Raw genomic sequence first — 25,103 nt, forward strand, 5'->3', positions numbered from 1 at the left:
TCCGTCCTGCGCGGGAGGGTCTCCGCGGCTCCCTCAGTGTGCCGCGGTGGCGCCCTCCCCGCGACGGATCACAGCGGGTTGACGCCGAACGCCGTGGCCAGCTTGTCGATCTTCTTGGCGCGGCCCAGCCGGGGCAGGTCGCTGCCGTCGCGGATGACGCGGCCGCGGGCCTCGAAGTCGTCGAGGAAGTCGCGGGCCCAGGCGACGTCGGACGGCGTCGGGCTGATGACCTCGTTGATCACGGCGAGCTGCTCGGTGTCGAGGCAGAGCTTCCCGGTGAGGCCGAGCGAGACCGTGAGCGCGGACTGCTCGCGCAGCACGGGGTGGCTGTTCGAGACGGTCGGTCCGTCGATCGGGCCGGGCAGGTCGCCGATGCGCGAGGCGACGACCAGGCGCGAGCGCGGGTAGGCCATTGCGAGATCGTCGGCGCTGGTGCCGGTGTCGCGGCGGTAGTCGCCACTGCCGAACGCGAGGCGGAAGGTGCCGCGGGCGCGGGCGATCGAGACCGCCTCCTCGATGCCGAGGGCGGACTCGACCAGGGCGAGCACCGGGGTGGAGCCGCCGAGGCGGTCGAAGGTCTCGGTGACGTGCTCAGCGGCCTCGGTCTTGGCGAGCATGACGCCGGCGAGGCCGGGCAGGCCCTTCAGCGCGTCGACGTCGTCGGACCAGAACGGGGTGGAGTGGTCGTTGATGCGGACCCAGGCGCGCTTCTCGCCGGTCAGCCACTCCGCGACGTCGGTCCGCGCGTCGGGCTTCGCCTTGGGGTCGACCGCGTCCTCGATGTCGAGGACGATCTGGTCGGCGCGGGACGCGTGCGCGGCGTCGAACGTCTCGGTGCGGGTGGCGTTCACCAGCAGCCAGGAGCGCGCGATCTCGGGGGCGACGTCGCGCCCCTTCCGCTTCGCGATGGCGGTGGTGGTGGTCTCGGGCAACGTCACGTTCGGGTCCTCTCGGTGGCGCGGTCCTCGCTCCGCGGACGCCACCGCTCTGCGACGGCGCCGGGGACAAGGGTAGCGGCTCCCCGTCGGCGGGGCTCCGGGCACTCCGGCGTCTCTCCACTCCGGGGCTGCGACGCCCCGAGCGCTCCGGATCAGCGGCCCTCCGGGCGCTCCCACAGCGTCAGCACCGTCGTCGGCACCCGGATCCGCTCGCGCGCGACGAACCCCGCCTCCGCGAGCACCGTGTCCGCCTCGCCCTCCGGCAGCGCCTGCCAGACCCGGTCCTCCCCGGCGAGCGCGGCGAGCAGCGCCTCGCCCTCCAGCAGGACGTCCGAATACGTGCCCGTCGTCCTGTACGGAGCGGCGAGGGCGACATCGTCCACGCCCGCGAACGCCTCCGGGTAGGCGGCGAGCGCCAGGCGGGGCCGGAGCGAGACCGTCCCGGAGGAGCCGAGGAGGACGGCGTCGCCCGGACGGGCCCGCTCCTCGACGGCGGCCGCCAGACCGCGGAGGTCCTGCCCGGCCGGCTTCCCGGTGACCGTGCGCATCTGCACGAGGACCGGCAGGGCGGCCACCGCGATCAGGGCGAGGAGGGCGACGCCCGTCCGGGCCCTGAACGAGTCGAGCGCGAGGCCGAGGAGGACCGCGAGGGCGGGCGTGCTCGACGCGAGGTAGCGCGGGGTGAACATCGGCTCGACGAGGAGGGTCCCGAGCACCAGCACCGCGGTCGGCAGCACGATCCAGAGGACGAGGGCCGGCAGGAGCGGCCCGCGCATGCCGCCCCGCACCGCGGCGACCGCGAGGAGCGCGACGGCGATCCCGGCCAGCCACCACGCGGATCCGAAGAACGGCTCGACCAGGACGGTGAACGCGGTCACCGGCTGCGAGCGGAGCCAGCCGACCTGGCCGCTCTGCCCGGCGGCGACGAGCAGCACCGGCACGGCGCCCAGTGCAGAGAGGGCGCTCGCCGGGAGAGCCCGCACGGCACCCCGGGGCGCCGCGGCCGCGGCGAGCGCGACGAGAGCCGGCAGCACCAGCACGGAGTAGAGGAACACGGCGTCCGCCAGACCCGCGACGGCCGCGAACGCGATCCAGCGCAGGGCTCCTCCGGAGCGGGCCGCCCGCACGACGAGGACCGCCGCTCCCACCACGAGCGCGGTAGCCAGAGCGGAGGACCGCGCCTCGGTCCCCGAGAACGAGGACCGCGGGAGCAGCACGAGCACCGCGGCGGCGAGGAGTGCCGCCCGGGGCCGGTCGAACGATCGCAGCAGGACGACGACGCCCGCCGCCGCCGCTCCCGTGGCGAGAGCGGACGGCGCCCGCACCGCGAGCTCCGACTCCCCGGCGATCGCGATCCAGCCGTGCATCATCAGGCCGTAGACCAGGTGCACCGCGTCCTTCTCCTGCACGAAGGCGAGGAGCTCCCCCACCGGGAGCCGCGCCAGGCGGAGGGTCGCGGCCTCGTCGTTCCAGTAAGAGGGGATCCAGGAGCCGACGAGGGTCAGCGCGGTGGCGAGGGCGAGGACCGCGCTCGCGGGCAGGGTCCGGAGCGCGCGCATCCCGCCAGCGTAGAGGCCGGGCTCAGCGCGCCGAGCGCTCGGCGAGACCCTTCGCGTACGCGGCCTGGCCGACGTGCTGCGTGTCGTCGTCGATCACCGAGACCAGCCGCACCCCGAGGGTCACCGGCGGATCCCACTGCTCGTCGACGACGCGCTCGAGGTCCTCGTCGCCGAGCGTGTCGAGGAGGGCGAGCGTCTGCCGGTGCACGGCGTCGGCGTACTCCGCGAGCAGCGCGGCCGGCACCGCGGCGAGCGCCGCCACCTCGGTCGGCTCCTGCCCGTAGCCGGTCTCGTCGGGCCCGAAGGGCAGGCCGGACCGGCCGTGGAAGCCGTCGGCCGTCCACACCTGCTCGTGGCCGGCGAGCGGGGCGAGGTGGTCGTCCTGCACCCGGACGAGATGCCAGACGAGCCAGGCGGGCGAGTTCGAGCGGGCGTCCGCGCGGAACGCGAGCTGATCGGGGGTGCTGTCGTCGAGGACGGCGTGTACGTTCTCATGCACCCGGCCGAAGGCGTCGCGGAGGAGGTCGATGGCTGCGCTCATGCCGCCAGCCTGCCGCTCCCGCGCCCGGTGCGGCACCCCCTCCGCGCGCCTCGGAGGAAGTGCGGAGGCGGGTGCCCGATACTCGGCCCGTGACCTCCGGATCCTCGAACCTGGCGACGAAGCCGTGGCTGACCTCCTACGCGGAGGGCGTGCCCGCCGAGATCGACCCTCCCACTCAGACGCTCGTCGACCTGCTCGAGGACTCGGTCGCGCGGTACCGCCGCGGCACCGCCCTCGAGTTCTTCGGCGCCGAGACCAGCTACGCCGAGCTCGGCGAGCAGGTCGCGCGCGCGGCGGAGGGCCTGCGGCGCCTCGGCGTGCGCGCCGGCGACCGCGTCGCGCTGGTGCTCCCGAACTGCCCGGAGCACGTGGTGGCGTTCTACGCCGCTCTCCGCCTCGGAGCGATCGTGGTCGAGCACAACCCGCTCTACACGCCGCGCGAGCTGCGGCGGCAGTTCGAGGACCACGGCGCCCGGTTCGCGGTCGTCTGGGACAAGATCGCCGACGTCGTCGCGACCATGCCCGCCGACCTGGGCATCGAGCGCGTCGTCTCCGTCGACCTCACCCGCTCCTTCCCGCTCGGCAAGCGCCTGGCGCTCCGGCTCCCCCTGCCGTCGGTGCGCCGGTCGCGCGAGAAGCTGACCGCGACCCCCCGCAGCCGCTCGCTGGTGCCCTTCGCGTCGCTGCTGAAGAACCGCCGCATCGCGCGCTCGCACCCCCGCCCGGTCCTCGGCGACACGGCCCTGCTGCAGTACACGAGCGGCACCACCGGCACGCCCAAGGGCGCGATCCTCTCGCACGCGAACCTCCGCGCGAACGCCCTGCAGGGCCGCGCCTGGGTGCCGGGCCTGCGCGAGGGCGACGAGACGTTCTACGCGGTGCTCCCCCTGTTCCACGCCTACGGGCTGACGCTGTGCCTGACCTTCGCGATCAGCATCGGCGCGAAGGTCGTGCTGTTCCCGACCTTCGACGTCGGCCTCGTGAAGGCGGCCGCGAAGTCGTCGCCGCCCACCTTCCTCCCCGCGGTGCCGCCCGTGTACGACGCGCTGGCCCGCGCCTCCGAGCGCCACGAGCTCGATTTGCGCGGCATCCGCTTCGCGATCTCGGGAGCGATGAGCCTGCCGGTCGCGACGGTGGACCGGTGGGAGCGCGCGAGCCGGGGACTCCTGGTCGAGGGCTACGGCATGACCGAGAGCTCGCCTGTCGCCCTCGGCAACCCGGTCGGCCCGACCCGCCGGCCCGGCACGGTGGGCGTGCCGTTCCCCAGCACGACGATCCGCCTCGTCGACCCCGCCGATCCGTCGGTCGACCGCAGCCCGGGCGAGTCCGGCGAGCTCCTGCTCCGGGGGCCGCAGGTGTTCCAGGGGTACTGGAAGCGGCCGGAGGAGACGGCCGAGGCCCTCCTCCCCGGCGGCTGGCTGCGCACGGGCGACATCGCGACCGTCTCGGCCGACGGCTTCGTGACGATCGTCGACCGGGCCAAGGAGCTCATCATCACCGGCGGCTTCAACGTCTCCCCCTCCGAGGTCGAGGGAGTGCTGGAGTCGCACCCGGACGTGACGCGCGCGGCCGTCGTCGGGCTCCCCCGCGAGGACGGCGGCGAGAGCGTCGCGGCGGCCGTGGTCCTGCGGGCCGGGACGGCCGTGGATCCGGAGGCGCTGCGCGACTTCTGCCGGCTGCACCTGACGCCCTACAAGGTGCCCAAGCGGATCGTCCCGGTGGACGAGCTGCCGACCTCGCTGATCGGCAAGGTGCTGCGCCGCCAGGTGCGCGAGAGTCTGCTGGACTGAGGCGACCGGAGCGAGCGGTGGCCCGCGAGGAGGAGGACGACATGGCGAGGATCGTGCAGTACGAGCGGATCGGCGGGCCCGAGGTGCTCGAGACCGTCGACGCGCCGGAGCCCGAGGCGGGGCCCGGAATCGTGGTGGTCGCCGTCCGCGCGGCCGGTGTGAACCCGATCGAGTGGAAGGTGCGCTCCGGCCTGCGCCCGAGCCCGCCGTTCGACGGTCCGCGGAGGCTCGGGTCGGACGGCTCCGGCGTGGTCTCCGCCGTCGGTCCGGGAGTGACCGGTTGGAGCGTCGGCGACCGGGTCATCGTCAGCGGCGCCACCGGCACCTACGCGACCGCCGTCGCGGTCTCCCCCGACTCCCTCGATCCGCTCCCCGACGGACTCGGCTTCGAGGAGGCGGCCGCGCTCGGCATCCCGGTCTCCACGGCCTACCAGGCGGTGGTCTCGCTCGGCGTCGCGGAGGGATCGACGTTCGTGGTCCACGCGGGCGCCGGAGCGGTCGGCCGGGCGGCGATCCAGTTCGCCGTCGACCGCGGAGCCCGGGTGATCGCCACGGCGAGCCCGGCGAATCACGAGGCGCTGCGCGCGCTCGGAGCGGTGCCGGTCGCCTACGGGCCCGGACTGCTCGAGCGGCTGCGTGCCGCGGCGCCCGAGGGCGTCGACCGCGTGCTCGACGCCGCCGGGACGGACGAGGCGCTCGCCGCCTCGCTCGCGCTGGTGGAGGATCCGCAGCACGTCGGAACGGTGGTCGCCGGTCCTCGGGCGGCCGAGCTGGGCATCCGGGCCTGGAGCGGCGGCAGTCCCGTGCCGCTGACCGAGGAGGAGCAGCGCCTTCGCCGCGAGGGGGTGCCGCTGGCCGCCCGGCTGGCGAGCGAGGGGCGCTTCGCGGTCGCGACAGGTCCGCGCCTCCCGCTCGAGCAGGCCGCAGAGGCGCACCGGCTCAGCGAGGACGGCCACGTCCGCGGGAAGATCCTTCTCGTTCCCTGAGCCGGGCCGGCTCCCGGCATCCGTCTCCCCACCGCTTCCCCCGCTCTCACCGTCGAGAAGGAGTCCCCGTGTCCACTGACGACACCACCCCCGTGATCCTGGGGGGCGCCCGCACCCCGTTCGCCCGCTTCTCCGGAGCCTTCGCGCCGCTCTCGGGCGTCGAGCTCGGCGCCGCTGCCATTCGAGGGGCTCTCGAGCGCTCGGGCGCCTCCGCGGCCGACGTCGACGCGGTCGTGCTCGGCCAGGTGATCCAGGCCGGAGCCGGTCAGGGCCCCGCCCGGCAGGCCGCGGTCCTCGCGGGTCTGGGCTGGGACGTCCCGGCGGTCACGATCAACAAGCTCTGCCTGTCGGGTCTCACCGCGGTGATCGACGCGGCGCGGATGATCCGGCTCGGCGAGGCGCAGGTGGTCGTCGCCGGAGGGCAGGAGTCGATGACCAACGCGCCGCACCTCCTGCTCGGATCCCGCTCGGGCCTGGGTGTCGGTCCGCGTCCGCTCGAGGACGCACTCCTCCACGACGGCCTGCTCGATCCGTTCGACCGCCGCCTGATGGGGAGGGTGACCGACGACGGCAACGCCGCACGGGGCATCCGCCGCGAGCGCCAGGACGCCTTCGCCGCGCTCTCGCACCAGCGGGCCGCCGCGGCACGGTCCACCGGCGTGCTCGCCGAGGAGATCGTGCCGGTCGCGGTTCCGCAGCGGCGCGGACCGGACCTCGTCGTGTCCGCCGACGACGGGATCCGGGAGGACAGCACGGTCGAGACGCTCGCCCGGCTGGCCCCCGCGTTCTCGCCCGAGGGCACGATCACGGCGGGCAGCTCGTCCCCGATCACGGACGGCGCCGCCGCGCTGGTCGTCGTGTCCCGCGGCTGGGCCCGCGAGCGCGGGCTGCCCTGGCTCGCGACCGTCGCTGAGCACGGGCAGGTCGCCGGACCGGACAACTCCCTCCACTCACAGCCGTCGGCGGCGATCCTCCGGGCGCTCGGCCGCCGCGGTGCAGCGGTGTCCGACCTGGACCTGATCGAGATCAACGAGGCGTTCGCCTCCGTCGTCCTCCAGTCGGCGGACGATCTCGGCGTCGAGCCCGAGGCGGTCAACCCCGACGGCGGGGCGATCGCGCTCGGCCACCCTGTGGGCGCCTCCGGAGCACGGCTGGCCCTGCACCTGGCGCTGGCCCTCCGGCGCCGGGGCGGCGGCCTGGGCGTCGCCGCGCTCTGCGGCGGAGGCGGCCAGGGCGAGGCGCTGATCCTCGAGGGCTGACCGGCGGTCCGCCCCCGGGAGCGCGTCGGCGCCTCCGGCTACGCTCGCGGGATGAGCATCCTGAGCGCCGACGGCCTCGCCTTCGTCACCGAGCGCCACCTGGCCACCCTCTCCACCCCCGGCCGCCAGGGCCGCCTGCACGTGGTCGCCGTGGGCTTCACCTACGAGGACGGCGTCGTCCGCGTCATCACCTCCCGCGAGAGCCAGAAGGTGCTCAACGTCCGGCGGGGCGGCACCGCGACGGTCGGGCAGGTCGACGGCATCCGGTGGCTGAGCCTGGGCGGTCCGGCGACGATCGAGGAGGAGCCCGACGCCGTGCAGCACGCCGTCGAGCTCTACTCCCAGCGCTACCGCACCCCGCGCCCGAACCCCCTCCGCGTCGCCATCCGCATCGACGTCGACTTCGCCCTCGCCTCCTCCGGCCTGCGCCCGGAGTAGCCGGGTGGCCCGCGGCGACGCGCTGGGCGGGGGCGGCGCCGTCTCCTCCCTCCGCACCTACCGCTACGTCCGCCTCTCCCTGGTGGCGGCCGTGGTGCTCCTCACCGCCGGCCTCGTCCACCAGCTCGTCGTCGGAGGCCCGCTGCGCTCGATCAGCGCCTCGTACTACACCCCGGTCCGCTCCCTCTTCACCGGGGCGCTCTTCGCGGTCGGCGTCGCGCTGGTCGTCCTCGCCGGGAGGAGCGTGCGGCGCTTCCTCCTGCTGCTGGCGGGCATGACGGCGCCGGTCATCGCGATCGTGCCGGTGCCCCTCGCCTCGGAGGAGCTGCAGCGCCTCCAGGGAGCGGTGTGCCCGGCGGGAGGGGCGTCGTGCCTTCCCGCGACGGCCGCGGGTGAGGTCGCCGCCTCCCTGCCCGCCTACCTGGTCACGGCCGCGGCCGTCCTCGTCGCCTCCGTGATCCTGCTCGCCCTCGACCGGGTCCTCGACCGCTGGGCGCTCGTCCGCACCGCGATCGCCGCCGCCCTCCTGATCGCGCTGGCGGTCTGGAGCACGCTCCCGTCGTTCCTGCGGCTCGGCCACTACGCCGCCGCCGGCGTCTTCTTCCTCCTCATCGCCGTCACCGCGGGTCTGCACGCCGTCGCGGTGCGCGAGGAGGGAGCGAGCGGGCCGGGGACGCCGCGCTTCTACTCCCGCTGCTACGCCGTTCTCGCGGTGCTGATCGCCGCGGTCGATGCGGCGCTGGTGCTCCTGCTTCTCACGGGGCGGGGAGCGGAACTTCTCGGCGAGCAGTGGCTCCTGCTCGGCGAGGCCGTCGCGCTCGCCCTCTTCGGGATCTTCTGGGTGCTGCAGACCGTCGAGAACTGGGATCGTCCCGACGTGCTGCTCGTCGCGCGGGGCTGAGGGGGCCGGTGGCGGCCCCCTCAGCCGCTCAGCGCTTGAGGGTGATCGAAGCGCTCCGCCCGAGGTTTCCCGCGGCGTCGGAGGCGTGCGCGACGATCGCGTACCGCCCGGCCGGGTAGGAGGAGGCCGAGACGGTCAGGCGCCACGTGCCGTCCGACGCCCTCGTCGCGTCGCCCAGCCGCGTGGCTCCGCTCCAGAAGCTCAGCTTCGTCGTGCCGACGTCGTCCTTGGCGGTGGCGACCAGGGTGACCGAGCCGCGCACCGTCGATCCGCTCGTCGGCGCGGTGATGACGGTCTTCGGAGCCGTCGTGTCGCGCGACGGCGCGGGCGAGCCCGTGGGTGCCGGAGCAGGAGCCGCGGTGGGCGCCGACGTGGGAGTCGGGGTCGGGGTCGGAGCCGGTTCGTCGCCGAGGCCCCAGGCCGTCCACAGCTCCTCCGCGATCATCGCCTGGCCGGCGACGTTCGGGTGGAAGTAGTCGACGTCCGTCGAGAGCTGGTCGAGCGAGATCGGAGCCGCCGTGAGGGCGCCGCCGTCCCAGACGCAGTCGTTCGCGGCGGATGCGCAGGCCGATTCGAGTGCCTCGTTGAAGTCGGCCTCCCGGTCCTCCGCCGCCGCGAGCGAGGCGGTGTAGGCCGAGCCGGTCAGCGGGGCTCCGGTCGTGGCGTCGACTCCGCGCTGGGTCCGGCAGACCCCGCCCCAGGCCCAGATCGCGGCGCCCGGCGTCGGCTTCACGGCCTCCCACTCCGACTCGATGTCCGGGACCGAGCCGACGAGCACCGTCGCCTCCGGCCACTCCTCGCCGATCGAGCGCAGGATCCGGGTCGCCGACGCGGCGAAGGAGGCCGCGGGCGTCATTGCGTAGCCGTCGCGGGAGTCGGGCGAGAGGCTCAGCGAGCAGAGGTCGTTGCCGCCGATCAGCAGCGTGACCACGTCCGGCTCCTCCCCGGCCGCGACCGCGGCGTCGATCCGCGACTCGACTCCGCTGATGACCGCACCCGACTTCGCGTAGTTCACCGCGCGGACCGCCGTCCGCGGATCCGCCGCCGCCATCCGGCTCGCGATCGAGTCGACCGCGGGCGCCGATCCCGTCGCCCAGGAGTTCTCGACGCAGTCGCGGTTCACCCCGCAGGTCGTGGCCGCGCGCGTGATCGAGTCGCCGAGCGCGAGCAGCGTCTGCGTCCCGGACGCCTGCGCCGGCGGTGCCGCCAGGAGCCCCGCCAGGAGCGCGATCGCCCCCGCGCCGACCCCTGCCGCTCTCCGCCGTGCCCTGTGTGCTGTGGTCCCCATGTCGTCCCGTCCCCTGGTCGTCCATCGTTCGAGTGCCTCGCGTGCTGCGAGAGCACGAGGGGCGAGCGTACGTCGCCGCGGATCCCCCGACGGACCGGAGGAGAACGGCTCCCGTCCGGCGCGGCCCGGATGGGGGACACGGAGGACGCACGGAGGCGAGCGGCCCACAGCTTCGGGCGCCCGATCGTCAGGACCTGCACGACCGGTCCGCGCGCTCTCCCGCCCGGAGAGCACGTGGACCGACGGCTCCTCCTCGATACTCTGAAGCGATGATCGGCCGTCGCCGTGGAGGGAAGAGGGATCAGCATGGACTACTCGAACGAGGACGATCTCAAGCAGAGGATCGGTATCGACTCCTGGAGGAATCTGTCGAAAGAGAAGTTCATCGCGTTCGCATCCGAGCTGCCGAACATGAGCGAGGAGCTCGCCCTGAAGGTCGTCGAGCAGTTCCCGGATTTCAAGAATCTCGTCCTCGACTCGTTCAGTGAAGTGCGAGATCAGGCGAGTTCAGCCGTTCGAGCCAACTGGAAGAGTCAGAAGAAGGTTCACAGGGCCTTCGCCGAGTACCGCGCCGTCCTGAACCGCGAACTGGATCGTGACACCCTGAGCGCGGCGGACCGCTACTCGGTCCTTCGGCTGTTCAAAGAAGCGATCGACGACGAAGCACTCAAGGATTCGGAGCACAAGGCGTTCGTGCTCCGGGCACTGGGCATCGTCGCGATGGTCGCAGTCGCCGGAGTCTCGACAGGAGTCGCCGTCCTCGGCGGTCGAGCCAGGATCGGCGGAGACGCCTAGTACCGAGTGCCGATCGAACGGACCACTCCTCCGCCGACGAGCGCGTCGAGGCCGCGAGGCGGTCGACCCGCCGAACAGGCGAGGTTCCCGATCCGGCCGCCGGCACAAAGCAGAAGGCCCGCTCTCTCGAGCGGGCCTTCTGTGGTGGTGGATCCGAGGGGATTCGAACCCCTGACCTCTTCATTGCGAACGAAGCGCGCTACCAACTGCGCCACGGACCCGTGCCTTCCGAGCCGTCACCGGCCCGAACAACTCGTCCACACTAGCACGGACGAGCAGGCGCCTCGCACTCGCGTCAGGCCCCGCGGCGGCGCTGCAGCGCCTGGTCGAGGTCGATCGCGTCGACGCCGTCCACGACGCCCATGGCGGCGAAGCGGGAGGAGGGACGCGGGGCCTCGGGAGCGGGAGCGGCGGCACGCGGGACGCGCAGCGGCGCCACCTCGGGAGCGGTCGCGGCGGCGCGCTGGGCGAGCTCCGCCTCCGCCGCGGCGGTGCGCAGGCGCTCCACGGCGTCGATCGACGCCATCGCGGAGGCGGCGACCGTGCCCCGGGAGAGGTACAGCGGCTTGGGGAGCGGCTGCGGCGTCCAGCTCGCACGGTCCTCGGCGAGCTCCTCGGAGGCGTCGTCCGCGGCCTCCTCGGCGAGCTCGGCCTCGAAGACCTCGGCGCGCCGGCGCTCGGTCGCGGCGGCCGTCGTCGCGGTCGCGGCCGGAGCGGCGGCGCGGCGGCGACCCGGCGCCAGCAGGATCAGCGTGCCGAGCCCCGCGACGGCGAGGAGCAGGCCGACGAGCGGCACCGCGCCCGTGCCGCCGAACGGCAGCATCACGAGCCCGACCAGCGCGGCGACCGCGCCGACCAGCACGGCCAGCGCGGCGCCCTGGCGCCAGCGCAGGACCGAGGGCCCTGACCGCGTGCTCCGCCGTGCGCTCGCGGTCGCCCGTCGCAGCGCGTCGCGCGCCGCCTTCTCCGCCTGTGCCAGCTCCATCGCCTGTGCCTTCTCTTCGGCTCGTCGTCGTGTCTCGGTCACCCGGAGCCGGCGCTGCTGCAGCGCCACCTCGCGGGCCGTCGCCTCCGCACGCACGTGCTCGGGCACTTCCGCGGTCTCGGCGAGGATCCGCAGCGTCTGCTGCAGCCTCACCGCGTTGCGCTCGGTCGCGTTGTACGACCGCCTGCGCATCCACGTGGGGATCAAATAGGCGACCCACAGAACGGCGGCGAGCGCCCAGACGACGCCCCCGCCCAGCCAGTCGCTACTCATGCGGACAACGCTAGGAGTACCGGGCACTCCCGTCCGTCATTACGGGTAGGTGTGTCCGTGCGGATCGCGGATCAGCCGGGGCCCCGTCGGAGGGACACCGGCGCCGTCGGAGGGTCCGGAGAGACCCGAGCGGCGGGAGGCGCGGAGGTCCGCGTCGGTCGGCACGCCGACCTCCGACGGGACCTGCCCGTCGAGGTAGCGGCGGAGCACGCCGCGGGGCACCTCCTCCGCCACGAGGGCGAAGCAGAAGTGGTCGCGCCAGTCGCCGTTGATGTGGATGAAGCGCCGCCGCAGGCCCTCGTAGCGGAAGCCGAGCTTCTCGACCACGCGCAGGCTCGGCCGGTTCTCCGGGCGGATGCAGATCTCGATCCGGTGCAGGCCCAGGTCGAGGAAGGCGTGGTCGGCAGCGAGTGCCACGGCGATCGGAGTGATCCCCCGCCCGGCGTAGCGCTCGGACACCCAGTAGCCGATCGACCCGGAGGAGAGCGAGCCGTACCCGATGTTCGAGATGTTGAGCTGCCCGGCGAGCTCGCCGTCCCAGTCGATGAGGAACGGCACTCCCCCGCCGGCCCGCGCGTTCTGCTGCAGCGAGCGGATGCTGGCGCGCACGTCGAATGCGGCGCCTCCCCGGGGGTCGGACGCCTCCCACTGGCGCAGCCACGACCGGTTCGCGATCAGCTCCCGCTCGAGAGGGCGGGCGTCGCGCACGCGGATGGGGCGAACGGTGACACGACCCTCGGTGAGCGTCGGGATCGGGAGCGGCATGATGCGACCCTACTGCTCCGCCGCACTGCGGGAGGGGGACTGGACTCCGGGGCATTCCGTGCTTCCGTGGAACGGAGGAACGGACGGGATCCCCCGCCTCAGCAGGGGGTCCCGTCCGTTCCGGAGGCGCGCTCGCCGGGGCTCAGAGGCCGGCGACGAAGTCCTTCAGCCAGGGCTTGAGGTCCTTGCCGAGGTCGTCGCGGTCGGAGGCGAGCTGCACGATGGCCTTGATGTAGTCGAGCTTGTCGCCGGTGTCGTAGCGGCGGCCGCGGAACACGACGCCGTAGACGCCGCCGAACTCGGCCGGATCCTGGGCCATGCGCTCCAGCGCGTCGGTCAGCTGGATCTCGCCGCCCTTGCCCGGAGCGGTGTGCTCGAGCACGCCGAACACGTCGGGCTTCAGCACGTAGCGGCCGATGATCGCGAGGTTCGAGGGGGCGTCCTCCTTGGAGGGCTTCTCGACCAGGCCGGTGATCCGCACCACGTCGTCCTCGTCGGTCGCCTCGACCGCCGCGCAGCCGTAGAGGTGGATCTGGTCGGGGTCGACCTCGAGCAGCGCGACCACCGTGGTGTCGCGCTGCTCGGCGACGTCGATCATGCGCGAGAGCAGCGGGTCGCGGGCGTCGATCAGGTCGTCGCCGAGGAGCACGGCGAAGGGCTCGTCGCCGACGTGGCGCTGCGCGCGGGAGACCGCGTGGCCGAGGCCCTTCGGCTCGCCCTGACGGACGAAGTGCACGTCGGCGAGATCGCTGGCGTACTTGACGTGCTCGAGCTTCTTGTCGTCCTTCTTCTGGGACAGGTTCTGCTCGAGCTCGGGCACCGAGTCGAAGTGGTTGGCGAGCGCGTTCTTGTTGCGCCCGATGATCACGAGCACGTCCTGGAGGCCGGCGTCCGCCGCCTCCTCGACCACGTACTGGATCGCCGGCTTGTCGACGACCGGCAGCATCTCCTTGGGGATGGCCTTCGTCGCCGGCAGGAAGCGGGTGCCGAGACCTGCGGCGGGGATGACTGCTTTGCGGATTCGAGTGCCCATGGGGCGCCATCCTAGCGGCGGGGGAAGTCGCGGGAGTTTCGCGCCAGGACCGGCGACAGAAGGCGCCGGACCCCGTTCCGGGGCGGTCCGGGACGAGCGTCCCTCAGGGTCGTCCGTGCGGAGGCCGGCGCGGGGCCCGGTTCTAGACTGAGCGCATGCCAGCCGACATCACGCACGAGAAGCGGGCGCTGCGCGCCGAGCTGCGCGAGCGCCGCCGCACGCAGACCTCGACCGCTCGCGACCAGGCCGCGGAGCAGATCACCGCCCACCTGATCGAGCTCGCCACCCGCGTGGGGGCCCGCTCCCTCGCGTGCTACCTCTCCGCTCCGGACGAGCCGAGCACCCGGCCGTTCCTGGGCTGGGCCGAGAGCCACGGCATCCGCGTCCTCTTCCCCGTCTCGCGCCAGGACGGCCTGCTCGACTGGGCGGTCGGCGACGGCCACACCGAGACCCAGGGCCTGTTCGGCATGCCCGAGCCCGTCGGGCAGCTGCTCGGCCCCATCGCGATCAACGACGTCGACCTCATCGTCGTCCCGGCCGCCACCGTCGACCGGCAGGGGATGCGGATGGGCTGGGGGCGCGGCTACTTCGACAAGACCCTCGGCTCGATGGAGAAGTGCCCGCCGGTCTACGCCGTCGTCTTCGACAGCGAGCTCGTCGACCGGGTGCCCAGCGAGGTCCACGACCAGGCCGTCGACGGAGTCGTCACTCCCTCCGGCATCGTCGACCTGCGCCACTGACCCCGTCCTCCTTCTCCCCCACCCGCCTCCGAGGAGCCCCCTGTGCCCACCTACTCCTACCGCTGCACGCAGTGCGGCAACGCCTTCGACATCCAGCAGAAGTTCACCGACGACACGCTCACCGAGTGCCCGAGCTGCCAGGGGGCGCTGCGCAAGGTGTTCAGCGCGGTCGGCGTGACCTTCAACGGCTCGGGCTTCTACCGCACCGACTCCCGCTCCGGCGGGAAGTCGAGCGAGGGCGGCTCCTCCTCCTCGGGTGCCGGCTCGTCCGGCTCGGGCGCATCCGGCTCCGGCTCATCCGACTCGTCGTCGGGCTCCTCGGGATCGGGCGGCTCCTCCTCCGGATCCTCGGGTTCATCGGGCTCGGGCGGCTCCTCGTCCGGCTCGGGGTCCTCGGGCTCCGGATCGTCCTCCTCCTCGTCGTCCTCGGGCTCCTCCGGGTCCTCCTCCTCGGGTTCCTCCTCCGGGAGCTGACCCGCCACCCACCGCTCACGGCAGAAACGGAACCATCATGATCAACGGCTTCAAAGAGTTCATCCTCCGCGGCAACGTCATCGACCTGGCTGTCGCCGTGGTCATCGGCGCCGCCTTCACGACCATCGTCAACGCGATCGTGACGGGGATCTTCAACCCGCTCATCGGCGTGATCTTCGACGCCTCCTCCCTCGAGACCCTGAACTGGGTCATCCGGCCGGGAGAGAACGGCGAGGACCCGACCGTCATCGCCTACGGCTCGGTCGTCTCGGCCCTGATCCAGTTCGTGATCGTCGCCTTCGTCCTCTACTTCGCGTTCGTCCTGCCGATCAACCACCTCAAGAACGCCGCCTTCGCCAAGAAGGCCGCCGACGCCCCCGCCGCGGAGGACAAGGCCCCCACCGAGCTCGAGCTCCTCGCCGACATCCGCGACCTGCTCGCCAACAACGGCACCGCCACCACCGCGAACTCCGGCAAGCACGTCGACTGAGTCGCTCTGTCTCCTTCCGCCGGAGGCGGAAGAGGACCGCGGTCGGCTTCCCGATCGGGGAACGCTTCGCAGAGCGTTGTGCGAACGGTGCGTCCGAAACGTCGGCACGCGTTTCGAACGGCACCTGCACCTTCGGGAGGTCGCCGAACGGGACCTTCGGCGTCTCCGACCGGGGCTGATCGGCCCTGTCTCCACGCGCTCCTCGATACCGGCGGGCACCGGGCGGGAAGCGGTCGGTCAACGGGCACCGGACGGGTGCGGTCGTCAGCGGGCATCGGACGGGAAGCGGTCGGCCACCGTCGACGGGCCCGACGTGATCGGTCGCCAGACGTCCGCGTGACTTGTCCGCTCGTCGAGCGGGGGCGTGCCGGGGTGAGGCCCGAGGTCGTCGACGGGACCGGCGTCGACTCGCGGACCGCCAGCCGCGCGGGTGGAATCAGTAGTGCGGGGGGACGTCCTGGCGCAGGCGCGCGTCGTTCGGGCCGGTGTCGGGGCGCGCGGGCGGCGCGGAGGGGTCGGCGACCGGAGCATCGTGCGGGGACGGATCGGTGCCGGGCTTCGCGGGGAGCGTCGCCCGCCGGCCGCCGCGGGTGCGCCGCAACGGGCGGTCGGCACCCGCGGGGGCGTCGGGATCCGGCGCCACGATCAGTCGTGCGGCAGCGGCTCGACGGGCTGCGTCTCCCCCGACGCCGGAGCGGCGGCGGCAGGAGCGGCGGGAGCAGCAGGAGCCTCGCCGGCGGCGGGAGCAGGGGTCTGCTCCTCCCCCGCGGTCGCACCGATCAGCCCGGCCACCCGCGCGGCCACGGCCTCGGGGTCGGCGAACAGCTCGAAGTTGTGCACCCGCAGGTAGTGCCAGCCCAGCCGGCGCAGCAGCTCCGGACGCAGGCGCAGCGACACGCGCAGGCTCTGCGTGCTCACGTCGCGGTCGGTCTCGACCACCACGGCACGGGTCCCGTGCGCGGCGACGAGGGCCAGCTTGCCCTTGTGCCCGATGTTGACCCGGAGTCCACGGCGCTCGAGGCGCGCGGCGAGATCCACCAGCATCGGCTCCGAGTAATCGTCGCGGTCGCTCGGCTGGACGCGGTCCTCCGCCTCCTGCAGCACCTGCGCGAGCGCGACCATGCCGTAGCGCATGCGCGACTCGTCGATGTCGCCCGGGCGGAAGCACGAGACGATGTCCATCGAGCGGCGGGCACGGGTCATCCCGACCGCTAGCAGACGCTCTCCGCCCGGCTCCGCGAGCGCGCCGAAGTTCGACAGCAGGCGGCCGTGGGGCGTCCGGCCGTAGCCGATCGAGAAGATGACGCGGTCGCGGCTCTGCGCGACCGACTGCTCCAGAGTCACGACGGCGAAGGGCTCGGGCCGATCGCCGAGGATGAAGTCGCTCAGATCGGTGCGCTTGGCGAAGGCCGTCAGCACCGCCTGCTGCACCCGCACGGCGTGGCGAGGACTCGCGGTGATGACCATCAGCGACTCGCGCGGACGGATCACCGCGTGCTCGAGCACCAGCTCGACCACCTTCGCGACCTCGGCGTCGACGGACTCGACGGCTCCGGAGTCGTTCTCGGGCATGCCGTGCCCGCTCGCGATGTAGTGGAAGCGGAGCGAGTCGTGTCCGAGGAACGAGCCGGCCCAGGGCAGCGAGTCGATGCGGCCGCCGTAGAAGCGGCGGTTGACCAGCTCGGCCAGGTCCTCGCCGCCCGCGCGGTAGCTGCGGGTGAGCGTGACGGTGTTGAGCAGCTCGCCGAGTCGGGCGAGCGCCGACTGGGCGTGCAGCGCCTCCACGTCGGTCCGCGAGGCGGTGGAGCCGAACTCCGGCGTCTCGTCGACGCGCAGGCCGAAGGGAGTGGGGGTCTGCGTGACCGGGTCGCCGAACGCGACGACCTGCTTGGCCCGGCGGATCGCTCCGACGTTCTCGGCCAGCGTGGTCGCCCCGGCGTCGACGAGGAACACCGCGTCGAAGGTCGTCTCGGTGCCGATGCGGTGCACCTCGTACGGCGAGGCGAGCCAGGCCGGAGCGAGCACGCGCGAGAGGTGAGGAGCGGCCTTCTGCAGCTCCTGAGGGGTCGTCGCCGCCTCGGTGCGCAGCAGCGCGCGCAGCGCGTCGCGCTCCTGCGGCCAGTCGACGAGCCCGATCTTCCAGGTCTCGGAGAGCTTCCAGGCCAGCAGCTCGGCGCTCGAGGCGGCGTGCGCCTCGTCGACGAGCTTGAAGTCAGCCTCGAGCCGGTCGAGCACGCTCGTGTTGCCGCCGAGCAGCGCACGCTCGTCGGTCAGCATGATCTCGAGCGCCGAGCGCCACCAGGCCAGGTCCAGCTCGCCCGCGACCAGCTCGGCCGGCACGTGGCGGCGCGAGAGATCGGTGAGCAGCGGGTCCAGGCCCCAGTCGCGCAGGGTGGCGAGGAGGGTCGTCCGCTCTTGGAGGTTGGCGAGCACCTCGCTGTCCTCGGCGAGGCCGGACACCATCGAGGCCAGCTCGGCGAGAGGGAGCGAGGCGAGCTGCAGGTTCGTCCCGCGTCGGCCGAGCGGCTCGTCGAGACGGCTCAGCTGGTCGGTCACCTGCTGGTAGGCCACCTGCACGTCGGCGACGCCGACCGGGACCTCGGGGATCGTGCCGGCGACCGCGTAGCGCTGCCACAGCGTCCGCTGCTGCTGCACCCGGCGGAGCGCCGCGTTCAGGTCGGTGACGTGCGCGCCGGGACGCAGGTACTCGCGGGCGAGCTTCTTCAGGCGCCGGCGGTTGGTGGACGACATCTCGGCTGCCTCGCGGCGCGGCGAGGTGGCGACGATGAGGTCCTGGATCGAGCGGTCGAAGACGGCCGGCTGGAACTTGTCCAGCGTCTCGCGGACGTCCTGCAGCAGGCGCAGGTAGATGCCGAGCTCGGCGACCGACTCGAACGGGCGCATCCGCGTCTGGCCGATGACGTCCTGGGCGCGGTCGAGCAGGCGGGGCAGGTCGCGCAGGTGCAGGCGCTTGGCCAGCTCGTGGGCGATCTCGGCGTCGGCGGTGGAGTCGAACTGGGCCCCGTACCAGGGCGAGTCGCCCGGGCCGTAGCGGAACTCGCCCAGGCGCGCCGACTCGATCAGCATCCGGGTCGCCTCGGGGCGGCTGTGCGCGAGAGCGGTGACGGAGCGGCGGTCGAGGCGGGCGGCGGTCGACGGGGGCGTCCGCAGCTGCGAGAGGCGGGCGAGCTCCTCGAGGGCCTGCAGCGCCGAGACGCCGAAGCTCTCGTCGCGCCGGGAGAGCGCGCCGCGGTAGTCGAGCAGCACCTTCCGCAGCCGGAGCAGGGCGTCGTCGATCTCGCTGACGGAGGGGCGCGCGGCCTTCTCGTTGCGGCCGATCGACTGGATGAGGTCGCGGCGGAGCGTGCGGGGCCCGACCGCGATGCCGCCCAGGCCCGCCGAGAGCAGGCGCTGGTGGATGCTGTCGAGGCTCGACCGGCGGGCGCTGACGACCAGCACGCGCTTGTGCTGGGCGGCCAGGGCGCCGATCGCGTTGACGATGGTCTGGGTGCCGCCCGTGCCGGGAAGGGTCTTCACGACGAGCGAGTTGCCGGCCGCGATGTTCGCGATCACCTGCTCCTGCTCGGCGTCCGCGTCGAGGAGGAGGTTGTCGGTCGCCGGAGGACGCTCGTCCTGCGGGATGATCGACGCCACCTTCTGCGACTGCTGCAGCGCCCGCTTGGCGGCCGGGTTCCCGGCGACGGCGTCGAGGACCGGGTGCTCGAGCATCCGGGCGTCGCGGAGCATGTCGCCCGCCACGTCGGCGAAGCTCGAGACCACGAGGCGCGGGTGCACGGCGAACCACGGCAGGTGCGAGGTCAGGCCGCGCAGCTGGTCGATGACCGGCTGCGGCTTGAAGACGCCGTTCTGCACGGCCAGCTCGACGAACTGCTCGGGGTCGATCGTGATGCCGAACTGCTGCTTGAGGGCACGCGCGAGCTGCGGGTTGAAGTAGGGCTGGCCCTTGAGCTTGAGCTCGAAGTCGCGGCCGTAGCGGCGGATGGCGAGCGGGCGCAGGAGCACGGGTGCGGTGAACTCCGTGTCGCCGGCGCGCCACTGGGCGAGGCCGATGGCGAGGTGGACGCCCTCGATGCCGCGGACCGAGCGCAGCTCGATCCCCTTGTCGGTGATCGCACCCGCGGCGTTCTTCGCGGTGCGCAGGGCGAGCTCGTCGCGGATGAGCGAGGAGAGGAGCGTCGTCTTGCCCGAGATGAACGGGGGCAGCCCGCCGGGGTGCGTGGTCGAGAGCTCGATGCGCGTCCGGGGCGAGTCCACGAAGTGGAGCAGGGGCGACGGACCGCCGACCTTGGCGAGCTCGTCGCGCCACGACTGCCACACCGGATCGGCCACGTTGCCGCCCTGGTAGCCGGCCTCGCCGCTCGTCACCTGCACGGGAGAGGTCGCCGTCGGGGAGAGCCGATGCGCGGACGCCTCCCCCTGGTCACCGGATTCGGGTGAGGTCGCCACCGGTCCGGCTCCTGGGAAATCGTCGACTCGTTGCACACGGATACCCTAAACCGGGCACCTCCGAAAGGCCGTAGCGACGCGGGTCGGCGGCACGGCACCTCCGTACGGCTCACCGGGCCGGAGCATCGGAGGAACGCGGAGCCCAGGGTCGGATCGGCGAGCGCGTCCGCCCGATCGGGGCGGGCGGGGGGCTCAGGAGGGCCAGACGGCCAGGGGCGGCGCCGTCTCGACCCGGCGCTCGTCGCCGACCACGCGGATCCGGCTGCTCACGCGGTCGTGCCCGGCGGCCGCGGCGACAGCGGTCATGACGAGCCGGGCGTGGTCACGGGTGAGATGCCCGAAGGCGCTCCGCAGATCGACGGGACGGCCGGTGGCGAGCGACACGGCGATGCGCGCGACCGCCTCCTCCGAGAGGTCGAGAAGGCACGCCTGCTCGGCGAGGACGGCGAAGTCGATCCGCGGCGCGGCCTCCGTGGCGGCACCGGCCGCCCACGGGTGCTCGGGGCGGAGGCAGCCGGCGCGGACGAGGAGCTGCTCCGCGGCCTCGAGGCCGGGCCCGGCGAGGACGGGGATCATGCCGCGGTCCGCTCGGCGCGGCGCCCGGAGGCGCGGACCCCGACGGACACGACGGCCGACAGCAGGCAGGCGACGCCGGCGATCAGCGGCGCGAGCCAGCCGAGGACGCTCACCTCGTCGACGTCCGTGCCGAAGTACTGCCACTGCGCGATGGCGTAGACGAAGAGGGAGAAGAAGCAGAGCGCGACGCCCGTGAGCGCCGACACCAGGTCTGCCGGACGGACGAGGGGCTCGTGCTCCGCAGAGGCGGCCTGCTCGATCGCGGGCTCGGAGAGGGCGGCGGCCGGGACCTGCGGGAGGGTCGCGGTGGCGGGGTGCTGCGTCATGTATCGAGGGAACCAGCCGCGCGGTGTCACGGTCGTCACTCGCTGGCATGACGTCCTGAGCCGAGCGGATGGTGGCGCGGTCGGCCGGTCAGGGAGCGACGGGGACGTCCGCTCGAGCCGGTCGGCGTCCGAGCGACGACTGGAACCGCAGCAGGTACCCGTCCGGATCGGCCACCACCAGCTGACGGACGCCCGCCTCCTCCGCTCCGACCCGGTACCAGCGGGTCTCGAGCGGCGAGAACAGCGGCGTCCCGGCCTCGGCGAGCGCCGCTGCCGTCCGGTCGGCGTCGTCGACGTGCAGCTGCAGGTTCATCCCCCGGCCGAACGGGCGCTCCAGCGGTGCCGCGATCCAGTTGCGGCCCCGCCCCGCCTCTTCGAGCATCACGTGCGCGGAGCCGAGGACCAGGTACGCGAAGCCCTCCTCGGGCCGGGCGTAGTGGATCCGGAACCCGCAGGGACCGCACCAGAATCCCAGGCTCCGGTCGAGGTCGGCGACGAGCAGCTCGGGGACGAGATCGGGATCGGCCATCCGCGCGGTCTACGCCTCGGCGCCCTCGGGGCGCTTCGTGCGGCCCGGGAGCAGGAGCAGGCCCGAGACGCCCACGACGATCAGCAGGATGGCCGCGACCGTGACGAAGGAGGCCAGCGCCAGCACGGGCATGATGATCGTCAGGACGCCCGCGATGACCGAGGCGATCCCTGCCGCGATCGGCAGCCACGCGGGGCCGGCGACGGTGCGGCCGCTGGTGATGCTCGAGACGCCGTCGAGGATCCAGCCCGCGCCGATCACGAGGCCCAGGACGCTCAGCGACTCGAACGGGTTCGACAGGCACAGGATGCCCGCGACCAGGATCAGGGCGCCGAGCAGTCCCGCGAGCCAGCGTACCCGGGCATCGAGCCGCGAGGCGGTGAAGGCCAGCAGCAGGCGGAAGACGCCCGCGGCGATCAGGTGGATGCCGAAGACGATGGCGACGGTCAGCAGCGTCGGACCGGGGATCAGGACGGCGATGACGCCGAGCACGATCGCGATCAGCGAGACGGCGATGATCCACCAGCGCTCGACGGAGGTGCGGGACATCGTGGGCGCGGCGGTCTCGGACATGGCGTTCCTTCGCGTCGGGGAGTGCGGACCCCTCGAACGTTAGGGCACCGGGGCGAGGTGGCGCGGGGCCTTGCGCCCGCCCGCCCGTGGACGCAGGTCAGTGGCGCGATCCGGTGCGCGCCGCGGCACGGTGCCGCCGCACGCGGCGCACCACGAGCGCGAGCAGCAGCACGCCGAACGCGCTGTAGATGATCGCGTCGAGCACGCCCGCGTACTGGTCGACGAGCTCGTACTGCGTGCCGAGGGCCGCGCCGAGGCCGATCAGCAGGCCGTTCCAGACGCCGGAGCCGAGGATCGTCAGTCCCGAGAACAGCAGCAGGTTCATCCGCTCGGCCCCCGCGGGGAGCGAGATGAGGCTGCGCACGCCCGGGATGAGGCGACCGAAGAGGACCGCCCAGGTGCCGTGCCGGCGGAACCAGCCGACCGCCTTCTCGAAGTCCTCGCGGTCGACCAGCGGGAGCTTGGAGAGCAGGCGGATCGAGCGCTCCGTGCCGATGCGGTGGCCGAGCGCGTAGAGGATCAGGCCGCCGAGGTAGGCGCCGAGGGTCGCCGTGATCACGACCAGCACCAGGTTCATCCGGCCCTGCTGGGCGAGGAAGCCGGCCAGCGGCAGCACGAGCTCGCTCGGGATCGGCGGGAACACCGTCTCGATCAGCGTCAGCAGGCCGACGCCCGCCTCACCGAGCGCGGCGATCACCCGCGCGGCGACGCCGACGAGTCCGGAGAGCTCGTCGATGCTGTCGGAGGAGGAGGCGGTCGCCACGGAGGCGGGGGCGAGGGCGAGGGTCGCGATCGTCATGACTGAGAAGCTACTCAGTCCGCCGAGCGCGCACCTGGGAATCCGGCGGCCCGCTCAGGGGCGGCCGGTGAGCACGACGGTGTCCGATCCCTGCAGCCGCACCTCGACCGAGGCGATCTCGGACAGCGGGAGCCCGGTGGCGAGGCTGGGCTCCATCGTCGTCCCCGGCGCGCTCGTCCACGATCCGACGGCCTCGGTGCCGCCCGAGGTGTCCGTGACGTAGAGGACGTAGCCGGCCGAGCCCGCGTACTGCTCGGCCGTGTCGGCCCAGCTGCAGTCCATGTCGATCCGCGTGCCCCACTGCTGCGGTACGAACCGCACGGAGGCCTCGACGGGGACGCCCGGAGCCGCGGCGAGCGAGACGGTCGAGCCGACGGTCTCGACGGGGGCGAGGGACGGACCGATCGCGAGCGGCAGGGCGACGGCGGCGGCGGCCGAGACGCCCGCGGCGGCGAGCACCAGGCCCGCGATGCGCAGCCGGGTGCGGCGGCGGACGGAGTCGGTGGCCGCGGCGAGGCGGGTCAGCAGTGCCGCCGGAGCCGGATCGCCGGCCGCCTCCGGCTCCTCGACCAGGCGCATCGCCTCGTCCTGGGGCAGGTGGGCCAGCAGGCCCGGCAGCGGGACGAACTCGGCGAGGGACTCGCGGCAGCCGGGGCAGGCGCGCAGGTGCAGCTCGTACTCGCGGCGGTCGGCAGCGGTCAGGGATCCGAGGAGGTACGCGGCGTCCCAGTCGCGGAAGGGGTCGTCGTGCCGGTCGTCGGAGGAGGGGTCGCGGTTCACAGCTCCGTCACCCCCCGCTCCTGCAGTGCGAGCTTGAGGGCCCGCATCCCGTAGTGCATCCGAGACTTGACGGTGCCCGGGGCGATCCCCAGGAGCGCGGCGATCTCGGTGACCGTGCGGCCGCCGTAGTAGGCGTGCACGATGACGGCGCGGTGGTCGTGGCTCAGTCCGCTGAGCGCGTCCGAGAGCAGCCAGGCGTCGAGCACCTGGTCGGTGCGGTCGGCGGTCGGGCGCTCGGGGACCTCGTCCGTGCCCAGCTCCCGGGCGTAGCGGGCGCTGCGGCGGTCGTCGATGACGAGGTTCCGGGCCACGGTGTAGAGCCAGGAGCGGGCGGCGGCCTCGCCCTGGGCGAGGATCTCGGGGTGCTTCCAGGCGCGCAGCAGCGCCTCCTGCACGACGTCCTCCGCCATCTGGCGGTCGCCGGTCAGGCGCAGCACGAACCGCCAGAGCGCGCTGGCGTGCTCGTCGTGCAGCGCACGCAGCATCTGGGCCTGATCCTCGGACATCTCCACCTCTTCCTGCACCAACGTAACGGGGGCCCGAACGGTTCAGCCGGTTCGCGCGAGCGGCCGCACTCTGGTACTCCGGAGTCGATGACCTTCCCCGATGCCGACGACGCCGCCCGCGTGCGCTCCTTCCTCCGCGACAACCGCTCGCGGATGCTCGACGACGTCCGGCACCTCGTGATGATCGAGAGCCCCAGCGACTCCCTCGAGGCGCTCGGCGAGCTGCACGCCTTCCTGGTGCACTGGGTGGGAGAGCGGCTCGGGCACGACGCCGACGTGCAGCACCGGCGTGCGCAGGACGCGCCGACCGCGACCAGCTGGACCTTCCCGGCGAGCGGCGGCGCGAGACCGCACCGGGGCACGCGTCCGTTCGTGGCGCTGCTCGGCCACTACGACACGGTGTGGCCCCTGGGCACGACCCGCTCCTGGCCCTTCGCCGTCGACGGCGACCGCCTGAGCGGCCCGGGCAGCTACGACATGAAGGCCGGGCTGGTGCAGATGGTGTGGCTGGTGGCCGCGCTCCGCCACGCCGGCGTCCCGCATCCGGCCGTCCGCCTGGTGATGAGCGGGGACGAGGAGATCGGCAGCGCCGCCTCCCGCCCGTTCCTGGAGCGGCAGTGCGCGGGCGCCGACGCGGTCCTGGTGTTCGAGGGCGCGATCGGCGACGCGGTCAAGACGGCGCGCAAGGGCATCGGGCGCTTCGTGATCGACGTGGTCGGGGTCGAGGCGCACGCCGGGGTCGAGCCGGAGAAGGGGGCGAGCGCGATCCACGAGCTCGGCTCGCTGATCCCGCGGGTGCTGGCGATCGCGCGGGAGGAGGAGGGCACCTCGGTCAACATCGGAGTGGTCTCCGGCGGCTCGCGGGTCAACGTGACGACGGCCCGCGTGCGCCTGGAGCTGGAGGCGCGGATCCGCGGATCCGCCGAGGCCGCCCGCGTCGAGGCCGAGCTCGACGCGCTCGCCGCCGCCGACCCGCGCATCCGGCTGGAGGTGCGCGGCTCCTGGGAGCGCCCCGTCTTCGAGCGGACCGCCTCCGTCGCCGCGCTCTACCGCAGGGCCGAGCGGGTCGCGAAGCGGATCGACGTCCCCCTCCGCGAGATCGCGGTCGGCGGGGCGAGCGACGGCAACCTCGTCGCCGCGCTGGGCCTGCCGGTCCTCGACGGGCTCGGCGCCCCGGGCGAGGGGGCGCACGCGCGCAGCGAGGCGATCGGCATCGAGGGCATGCTGGAGCGGACGGCGCTGGCCGCGCTGCTGGTCGCCAGCTTCGGCGACGAGCACTGACCGGCTGCAAA

26 protein-coding genes and 1 tRNA gene are annotated in these 25,103 nt (G+C 73.5%); 10 read left to right on the plus strand and 17 right to left on the minus strand.

The annotated features are described in order from the left end of the window. Positions 1 to 68: 68 nt before the first annotated feature. From C5C55_RS03035 to C5C55_RS03045, 3 genes are all read right to left on the minus strand, one after another. The gene (locus C5C55_RS03035; RefSeq protein ID WP_208543400.1) at positions 69 to 932 is read right to left on the minus strand and encodes a CoA ester lyase; all 864 of its coding nucleotides are present in this window, start codon (positions 930 to 932) and stop codon (positions 69 to 71) included. Between the two features lie 158 nt (positions 933 to 1,090). After that, positions 1,091 to 2,497 (minus strand): glycosyltransferase family 39 protein, encoded by a 1,407-nt coding sequence (locus tag C5C55_RS03040; RefSeq protein ID WP_104232850.1) that lies wholly within the window; start codon positions 2,495 to 2,497, stop codon positions 1,091 to 1,093. Between the two features lie 22 nt (positions 2,498 to 2,519). Continuing rightward, positions 2,520 to 3,038, minus strand: coding sequence for a DinB family protein (locus tag C5C55_RS03045; protein WP_104232851.1), 519 nt, complete (start codon positions 3,036 to 3,038; stop codon positions 2,520 to 2,522). Positions 3,039 to 3,127: 89 nt separating this feature from the next. On the opposite strand from C5C55_RS03045, the gene C5C55_RS03050 reads away from it, so the two are divergent. The 5 genes from C5C55_RS03050 to C5C55_RS03070 all read left to right on the plus strand — a co-directional run bounded on the left by C5C55_RS03050 (position 3,128) and on the right by C5C55_RS03070 (position 8,412). Further along, positions 3,128 to 4,828 carry a long-chain-fatty-acid--CoA ligase gene (locus tag C5C55_RS03050; RefSeq protein ID WP_104232852.1) on the plus strand — a complete coding sequence of 567 codons (1,701 nt, stop codon included), beginning with the start codon at positions 3,128 to 3,130 and terminating at the stop codon, positions 4,826 to 4,828. A 41-nt stretch (positions 4,829 to 4,869) separates the two neighbouring features. Then, positions 4,870 to 5,814 (plus strand): NADP-dependent oxidoreductase, encoded by a 945-nt coding sequence (locus C5C55_RS03055; protein WP_104232894.1) that lies wholly within the window; start codon positions 4,870 to 4,872, stop codon positions 5,812 to 5,814. A 68-nt stretch (positions 5,815 to 5,882) separates the two neighbouring features. Continuing rightward, positions 5,883 to 7,073 carry an acetyl-CoA C-acyltransferase gene (locus C5C55_RS03060; protein WP_104232853.1) on the plus strand — a complete coding sequence of 397 codons (1,191 nt, stop codon included), beginning with the start codon at positions 5,883 to 5,885 and terminating at the stop codon, positions 7,071 to 7,073. A 51-nt stretch (positions 7,074 to 7,124) separates the two neighbouring features. After that, a complete protein-coding gene (locus tag C5C55_RS03065; RefSeq protein WP_104232854.1) occupies positions 7,125 to 7,511 on the plus strand; it encodes a pyridoxamine 5'-phosphate oxidase family protein in 387 nt (128 codons plus the stop codon). A 4-nt stretch (positions 7,512 to 7,515) separates the two neighbouring features. Beyond that, positions 7,516 to 8,412 (plus strand): hypothetical protein, encoded by an 897-nt coding sequence (locus C5C55_RS03070; RefSeq protein ID WP_104232855.1) that lies wholly within the window; start codon positions 7,516 to 7,518, stop codon positions 8,410 to 8,412. Between the two features lie 28 nt (positions 8,413 to 8,440). Here C5C55_RS03070 and C5C55_RS03075 read toward each other — a convergent pair whose 3' ends face one another. Further along, positions 8,441 to 9,700 carry a GDSL-type esterase/lipase family protein gene (locus tag C5C55_RS03075; RefSeq protein ID WP_104232856.1) on the minus strand — a complete coding sequence of 420 codons (1,260 nt, stop codon included), beginning with the start codon at positions 9,698 to 9,700 and terminating at the stop codon, positions 8,441 to 8,443. Between the two features lie 306 nt (positions 9,701 to 10,006). Here C5C55_RS03075 and C5C55_RS03080 point away from each other — a divergent pair, with 306 nt between their 5' ends. Further along, a complete protein-coding gene (locus tag C5C55_RS03080) occupies positions 10,007 to 10,495 on the plus strand; it encodes a hypothetical protein (RefSeq protein WP_104226443.1) in 489 nt (162 codons plus the stop codon). A gap of 145 nt (positions 10,496 to 10,640) precedes the next feature. Here C5C55_RS03080 and C5C55_RS03085 read toward each other — a convergent pair. From C5C55_RS03085 to galU, 4 genes are all read right to left on the minus strand, one after another. Then, positions 10,641 to 10,716: transfer RNA gene (locus C5C55_RS03085), tRNA-Ala, on the minus strand. 74 nt (positions 10,717 to 10,790) lie between these two features. Next, complete coding sequence (locus C5C55_RS03090; RefSeq protein WP_104223216.1) at positions 10,791 to 11,753, minus strand: hypothetical protein; 963 nt, start codon at positions 11,751 to 11,753, stop codon at positions 10,791 to 10,793. A 39-nt stretch (positions 11,754 to 11,792) separates the two neighbouring features. Then, positions 11,793 to 12,518: a GNAT family N-acetyltransferase gene (locus tag C5C55_RS03095; protein WP_104223217.1), complete on the minus strand. Its 726-nt coding sequence runs from the start codon at positions 12,516 to 12,518 to the stop codon at positions 11,793 to 11,795. A 142-nt stretch (positions 12,519 to 12,660) separates the two neighbouring features. Beyond that, on the minus strand, positions 12,661 to 13,551 hold the full coding sequence (gene galU, locus C5C55_RS03100; protein WP_104223218.1) for a UTP--glucose-1-phosphate uridylyltransferase GalU: 891 nt from the start codon (positions 13,549 to 13,551) through the stop codon (positions 12,661 to 12,663). Between the two features lie 155 nt (positions 13,552 to 13,706). Between galU and C5C55_RS03105 the strand changes: the two genes are divergently transcribed. Genes C5C55_RS03105 through mscL form a run of 3 tightly spaced genes read left to right on the plus strand, consistent with a single transcriptional unit; the run spans position 13,707 to position 15,255 of the window. Continuing rightward, positions 13,707 to 14,291, plus strand: coding sequence for a 5-formyltetrahydrofolate cyclo-ligase (locus C5C55_RS03105; protein ID WP_104223219.1), 585 nt, complete (start codon positions 13,707 to 13,709; stop codon positions 14,289 to 14,291). A 42-nt stretch (positions 14,292 to 14,333) separates the two neighbouring features. Beyond that, a complete protein-coding gene (locus tag C5C55_RS03110) occupies positions 14,334 to 14,765 on the plus strand; it encodes an FmdB family zinc ribbon protein (RefSeq protein WP_104223220.1) in 432 nt (143 codons plus the stop codon). A gap of 37 nt (positions 14,766 to 14,802) precedes the next feature. After that, positions 14,803 to 15,255, plus strand: coding sequence for a large conductance mechanosensitive channel protein MscL (gene mscL / locus C5C55_RS03115; protein WP_181067745.1), 453 nt, complete (start codon positions 14,803 to 14,805; stop codon positions 15,253 to 15,255). A gap of 436 nt (positions 15,256 to 15,691) precedes the next feature. Here mscL and C5C55_RS03120 read toward each other — a convergent pair whose 3' ends face one another. From C5C55_RS03120 to C5C55_RS03160, 9 genes are all read right to left on the minus strand, one after another. Further along, positions 15,692 to 15,898: a hypothetical protein gene (locus C5C55_RS03120; protein WP_104232858.1), complete on the minus strand. Its 207-nt coding sequence runs from the start codon at positions 15,896 to 15,898 to the stop codon at positions 15,692 to 15,694. Between the two features lie 2 nt (positions 15,899 to 15,900). Next, positions 15,901 to 19,722 (minus strand): DEAD/DEAH box helicase, encoded by a 3,822-nt coding sequence (locus C5C55_RS03125; RefSeq protein ID WP_374953575.1) that lies wholly within the window; start codon positions 19,720 to 19,722, stop codon positions 15,901 to 15,903. Positions 19,723 to 19,914: 192 nt separating this feature from the next. Next, entirely contained in the window at positions 19,915 to 20,298 is a 384-nt protein-coding gene (locus tag C5C55_RS03130) for a hypothetical protein (protein ID WP_104232859.1), read from the minus strand. Beyond that, positions 20,295 to 20,624 carry a hypothetical protein gene (locus tag C5C55_RS03135; protein ID WP_104232860.1) on the minus strand — a complete coding sequence of 110 codons (330 nt, stop codon included), beginning with the start codon at positions 20,622 to 20,624 and terminating at the stop codon, positions 20,295 to 20,297. Before C5C55_RS03135 ends, C5C55_RS03130 begins: the two co-directional genes overlap by 4 nt. A gap of 88 nt (positions 20,625 to 20,712) precedes the next feature. Beyond that, positions 20,713 to 21,153, minus strand: a complete 441-nt coding sequence (locus C5C55_RS03140) for a VOC family protein (protein WP_104232861.1) — start codon at positions 21,151 to 21,153, stop codon at positions 20,713 to 20,715. 9 nt (positions 21,154 to 21,162) lie between these two features. Next, positions 21,163 to 21,726, minus strand: coding sequence for an HdeD family acid-resistance protein (locus C5C55_RS03145; RefSeq protein WP_104232862.1), 564 nt, complete (start codon positions 21,724 to 21,726; stop codon positions 21,163 to 21,165). A gap of 97 nt (positions 21,727 to 21,823) precedes the next feature. After that, entirely contained in the window at positions 21,824 to 22,525 is a 702-nt protein-coding gene (locus C5C55_RS03150; protein WP_104225072.1) for a DedA family protein, read from the minus strand. 54 nt (positions 22,526 to 22,579) lie between these two features. Then, entirely contained in the window at positions 22,580 to 23,305 is a 726-nt protein-coding gene (locus C5C55_RS03155; RefSeq protein ID WP_104232863.1) for an anti-sigma factor, read from the minus strand. After that, positions 23,302 to 23,811 (minus strand): sigma-70 family RNA polymerase sigma factor, encoded by a 510-nt coding sequence (locus C5C55_RS03160; RefSeq protein ID WP_104225070.1) that lies wholly within the window; start codon positions 23,809 to 23,811, stop codon positions 23,302 to 23,304. Before C5C55_RS03160 ends, C5C55_RS03155 begins: the two co-directional genes overlap by 4 nt. An 87-nt stretch (positions 23,812 to 23,898) precedes the next feature. On the opposite strand from C5C55_RS03160, the gene C5C55_RS03165 reads away from it, so the two are divergent. Further along, positions 23,899 to 25,092 carry a M20/M25/M40 family metallo-hydrolase gene (locus C5C55_RS03165; protein WP_104232864.1) on the plus strand — a complete coding sequence of 398 codons (1,194 nt, stop codon included), beginning with the start codon at positions 23,899 to 23,901 and terminating at the stop codon, positions 25,090 to 25,092. The last annotated feature ends 11 nt before the right edge of the window (positions 25,093 to 25,103 follow it).

The sequence above is a fragment of the Rathayibacter sp. AY1C2 genome (assembly GCF_002931195.1).
In the GTDB taxonomy this organism is placed as follows: domain Bacteria; phylum Actinomycetota; class Actinomycetes; order Actinomycetales; family Microbacteriaceae; genus Rathayibacter.

What these genes read in the sequence shown, in the direction of transcription:
- C5C55_RS03150 (WP_104225072.1), bottom strand. Translation starts at nt 22,525, where the DNA reads ATGACGATCGCGACCCTCGCCCTCGCCCCCGCCTCCGTGGCGACCGCC.
- C5C55_RS03145 (WP_104232862.1), bottom strand. Translation starts at nt 21,726, where the DNA reads ATGTCCGAGACCGCCGCGCCCACGATGTCCCGCACCTCCGTCGAGCGC.
- C5C55_RS03075 (WP_104232856.1), bottom strand. Translation starts at nt 9,700, where the DNA reads ATGGGGACCACAGCACACAGGGCACGGCGGAGAGCGGCAGGGGTCGGC.
- C5C55_RS03040 (WP_104232850.1), bottom strand. Translation starts at nt 2,497, where the DNA reads ATGCGCGCGCTCCGGACCCTGCCCGCGAGCGCGGTCCTCGCCCTCGCC.
- C5C55_RS03165 (WP_104232864.1), top strand. Translation starts at nt 23,899, where the DNA reads ATGACCTTCCCCGATGCCGACGACGCCGCCCGCGTGCGCTCCTTCCTC.
- C5C55_RS03130 (WP_104232859.1), bottom strand. Translation starts at nt 20,298, where the DNA reads ATGATCCCCGTCCTCGCCGGGCCCGGCCTCGAGGCCGCGGAGCAGCTC.
- C5C55_RS03080 (WP_104226443.1), top strand. Translation starts at nt 10,007, where the DNA reads ATGGACTACTCGAACGAGGACGATCTCAAGCAGAGGATCGGTATCGAC.
- mscL (WP_181067745.1), top strand. Translation starts at nt 14,803, where the DNA reads ATGATCAACGGCTTCAAAGAGTTCATCCTCCGCGGCAACGTCATCGAC.
- C5C55_RS03140 (WP_104232861.1), bottom strand. Translation starts at nt 21,153, where the DNA reads ATGGCCGATCCCGATCTCGTCCCCGAGCTGCTCGTCGCCGACCTCGAC.
- C5C55_RS03065 (WP_104232854.1), top strand. Translation starts at nt 7,125, where the DNA reads ATGAGCATCCTGAGCGCCGACGGCCTCGCCTTCGTCACCGAGCGCCAC.
- C5C55_RS03105 (WP_104223219.1), top strand. Translation starts at nt 13,707, where the DNA reads ATGCCAGCCGACATCACGCACGAGAAGCGGGCGCTGCGCGCCGAGCTG.
- C5C55_RS03055 (WP_104232894.1), top strand. Translation starts at nt 4,870, where the DNA reads ATGGCGAGGATCGTGCAGTACGAGCGGATCGGCGGGCCCGAGGTGCTC.
- C5C55_RS03095 (WP_104223217.1), bottom strand. Translation starts at nt 12,518, where the DNA reads ATGCCGCTCCCGATCCCGACGCTCACCGAGGGTCGTGTCACCGTTCGC.
- C5C55_RS03090 (WP_104223216.1), bottom strand. Translation starts at nt 11,753, where the DNA reads ATGAGTAGCGACTGGCTGGGCGGGGGCGTCGTCTGGGCGCTCGCCGCC.
- C5C55_RS03045 (WP_104232851.1), bottom strand. Translation starts at nt 3,038, where the DNA reads ATGAGCGCAGCCATCGACCTCCTCCGCGACGCCTTCGGCCGGGTGCAT.
- galU (WP_104223218.1), bottom strand. Translation starts at nt 13,551, where the DNA reads ATGGGCACTCGAATCCGCAAAGCAGTCATCCCCGCCGCAGGTCTCGGC.
- C5C55_RS03160 (WP_104225070.1), bottom strand. Translation starts at nt 23,811, where the DNA reads ATGTCCGAGGATCAGGCCCAGATGCTGCGTGCGCTGCACGACGAGCAC.
- C5C55_RS03135 (WP_104232860.1), bottom strand. Translation starts at nt 20,624, where the DNA reads ATGACGCAGCACCCCGCCACCGCGACCCTCCCGCAGGTCCCGGCCGCC.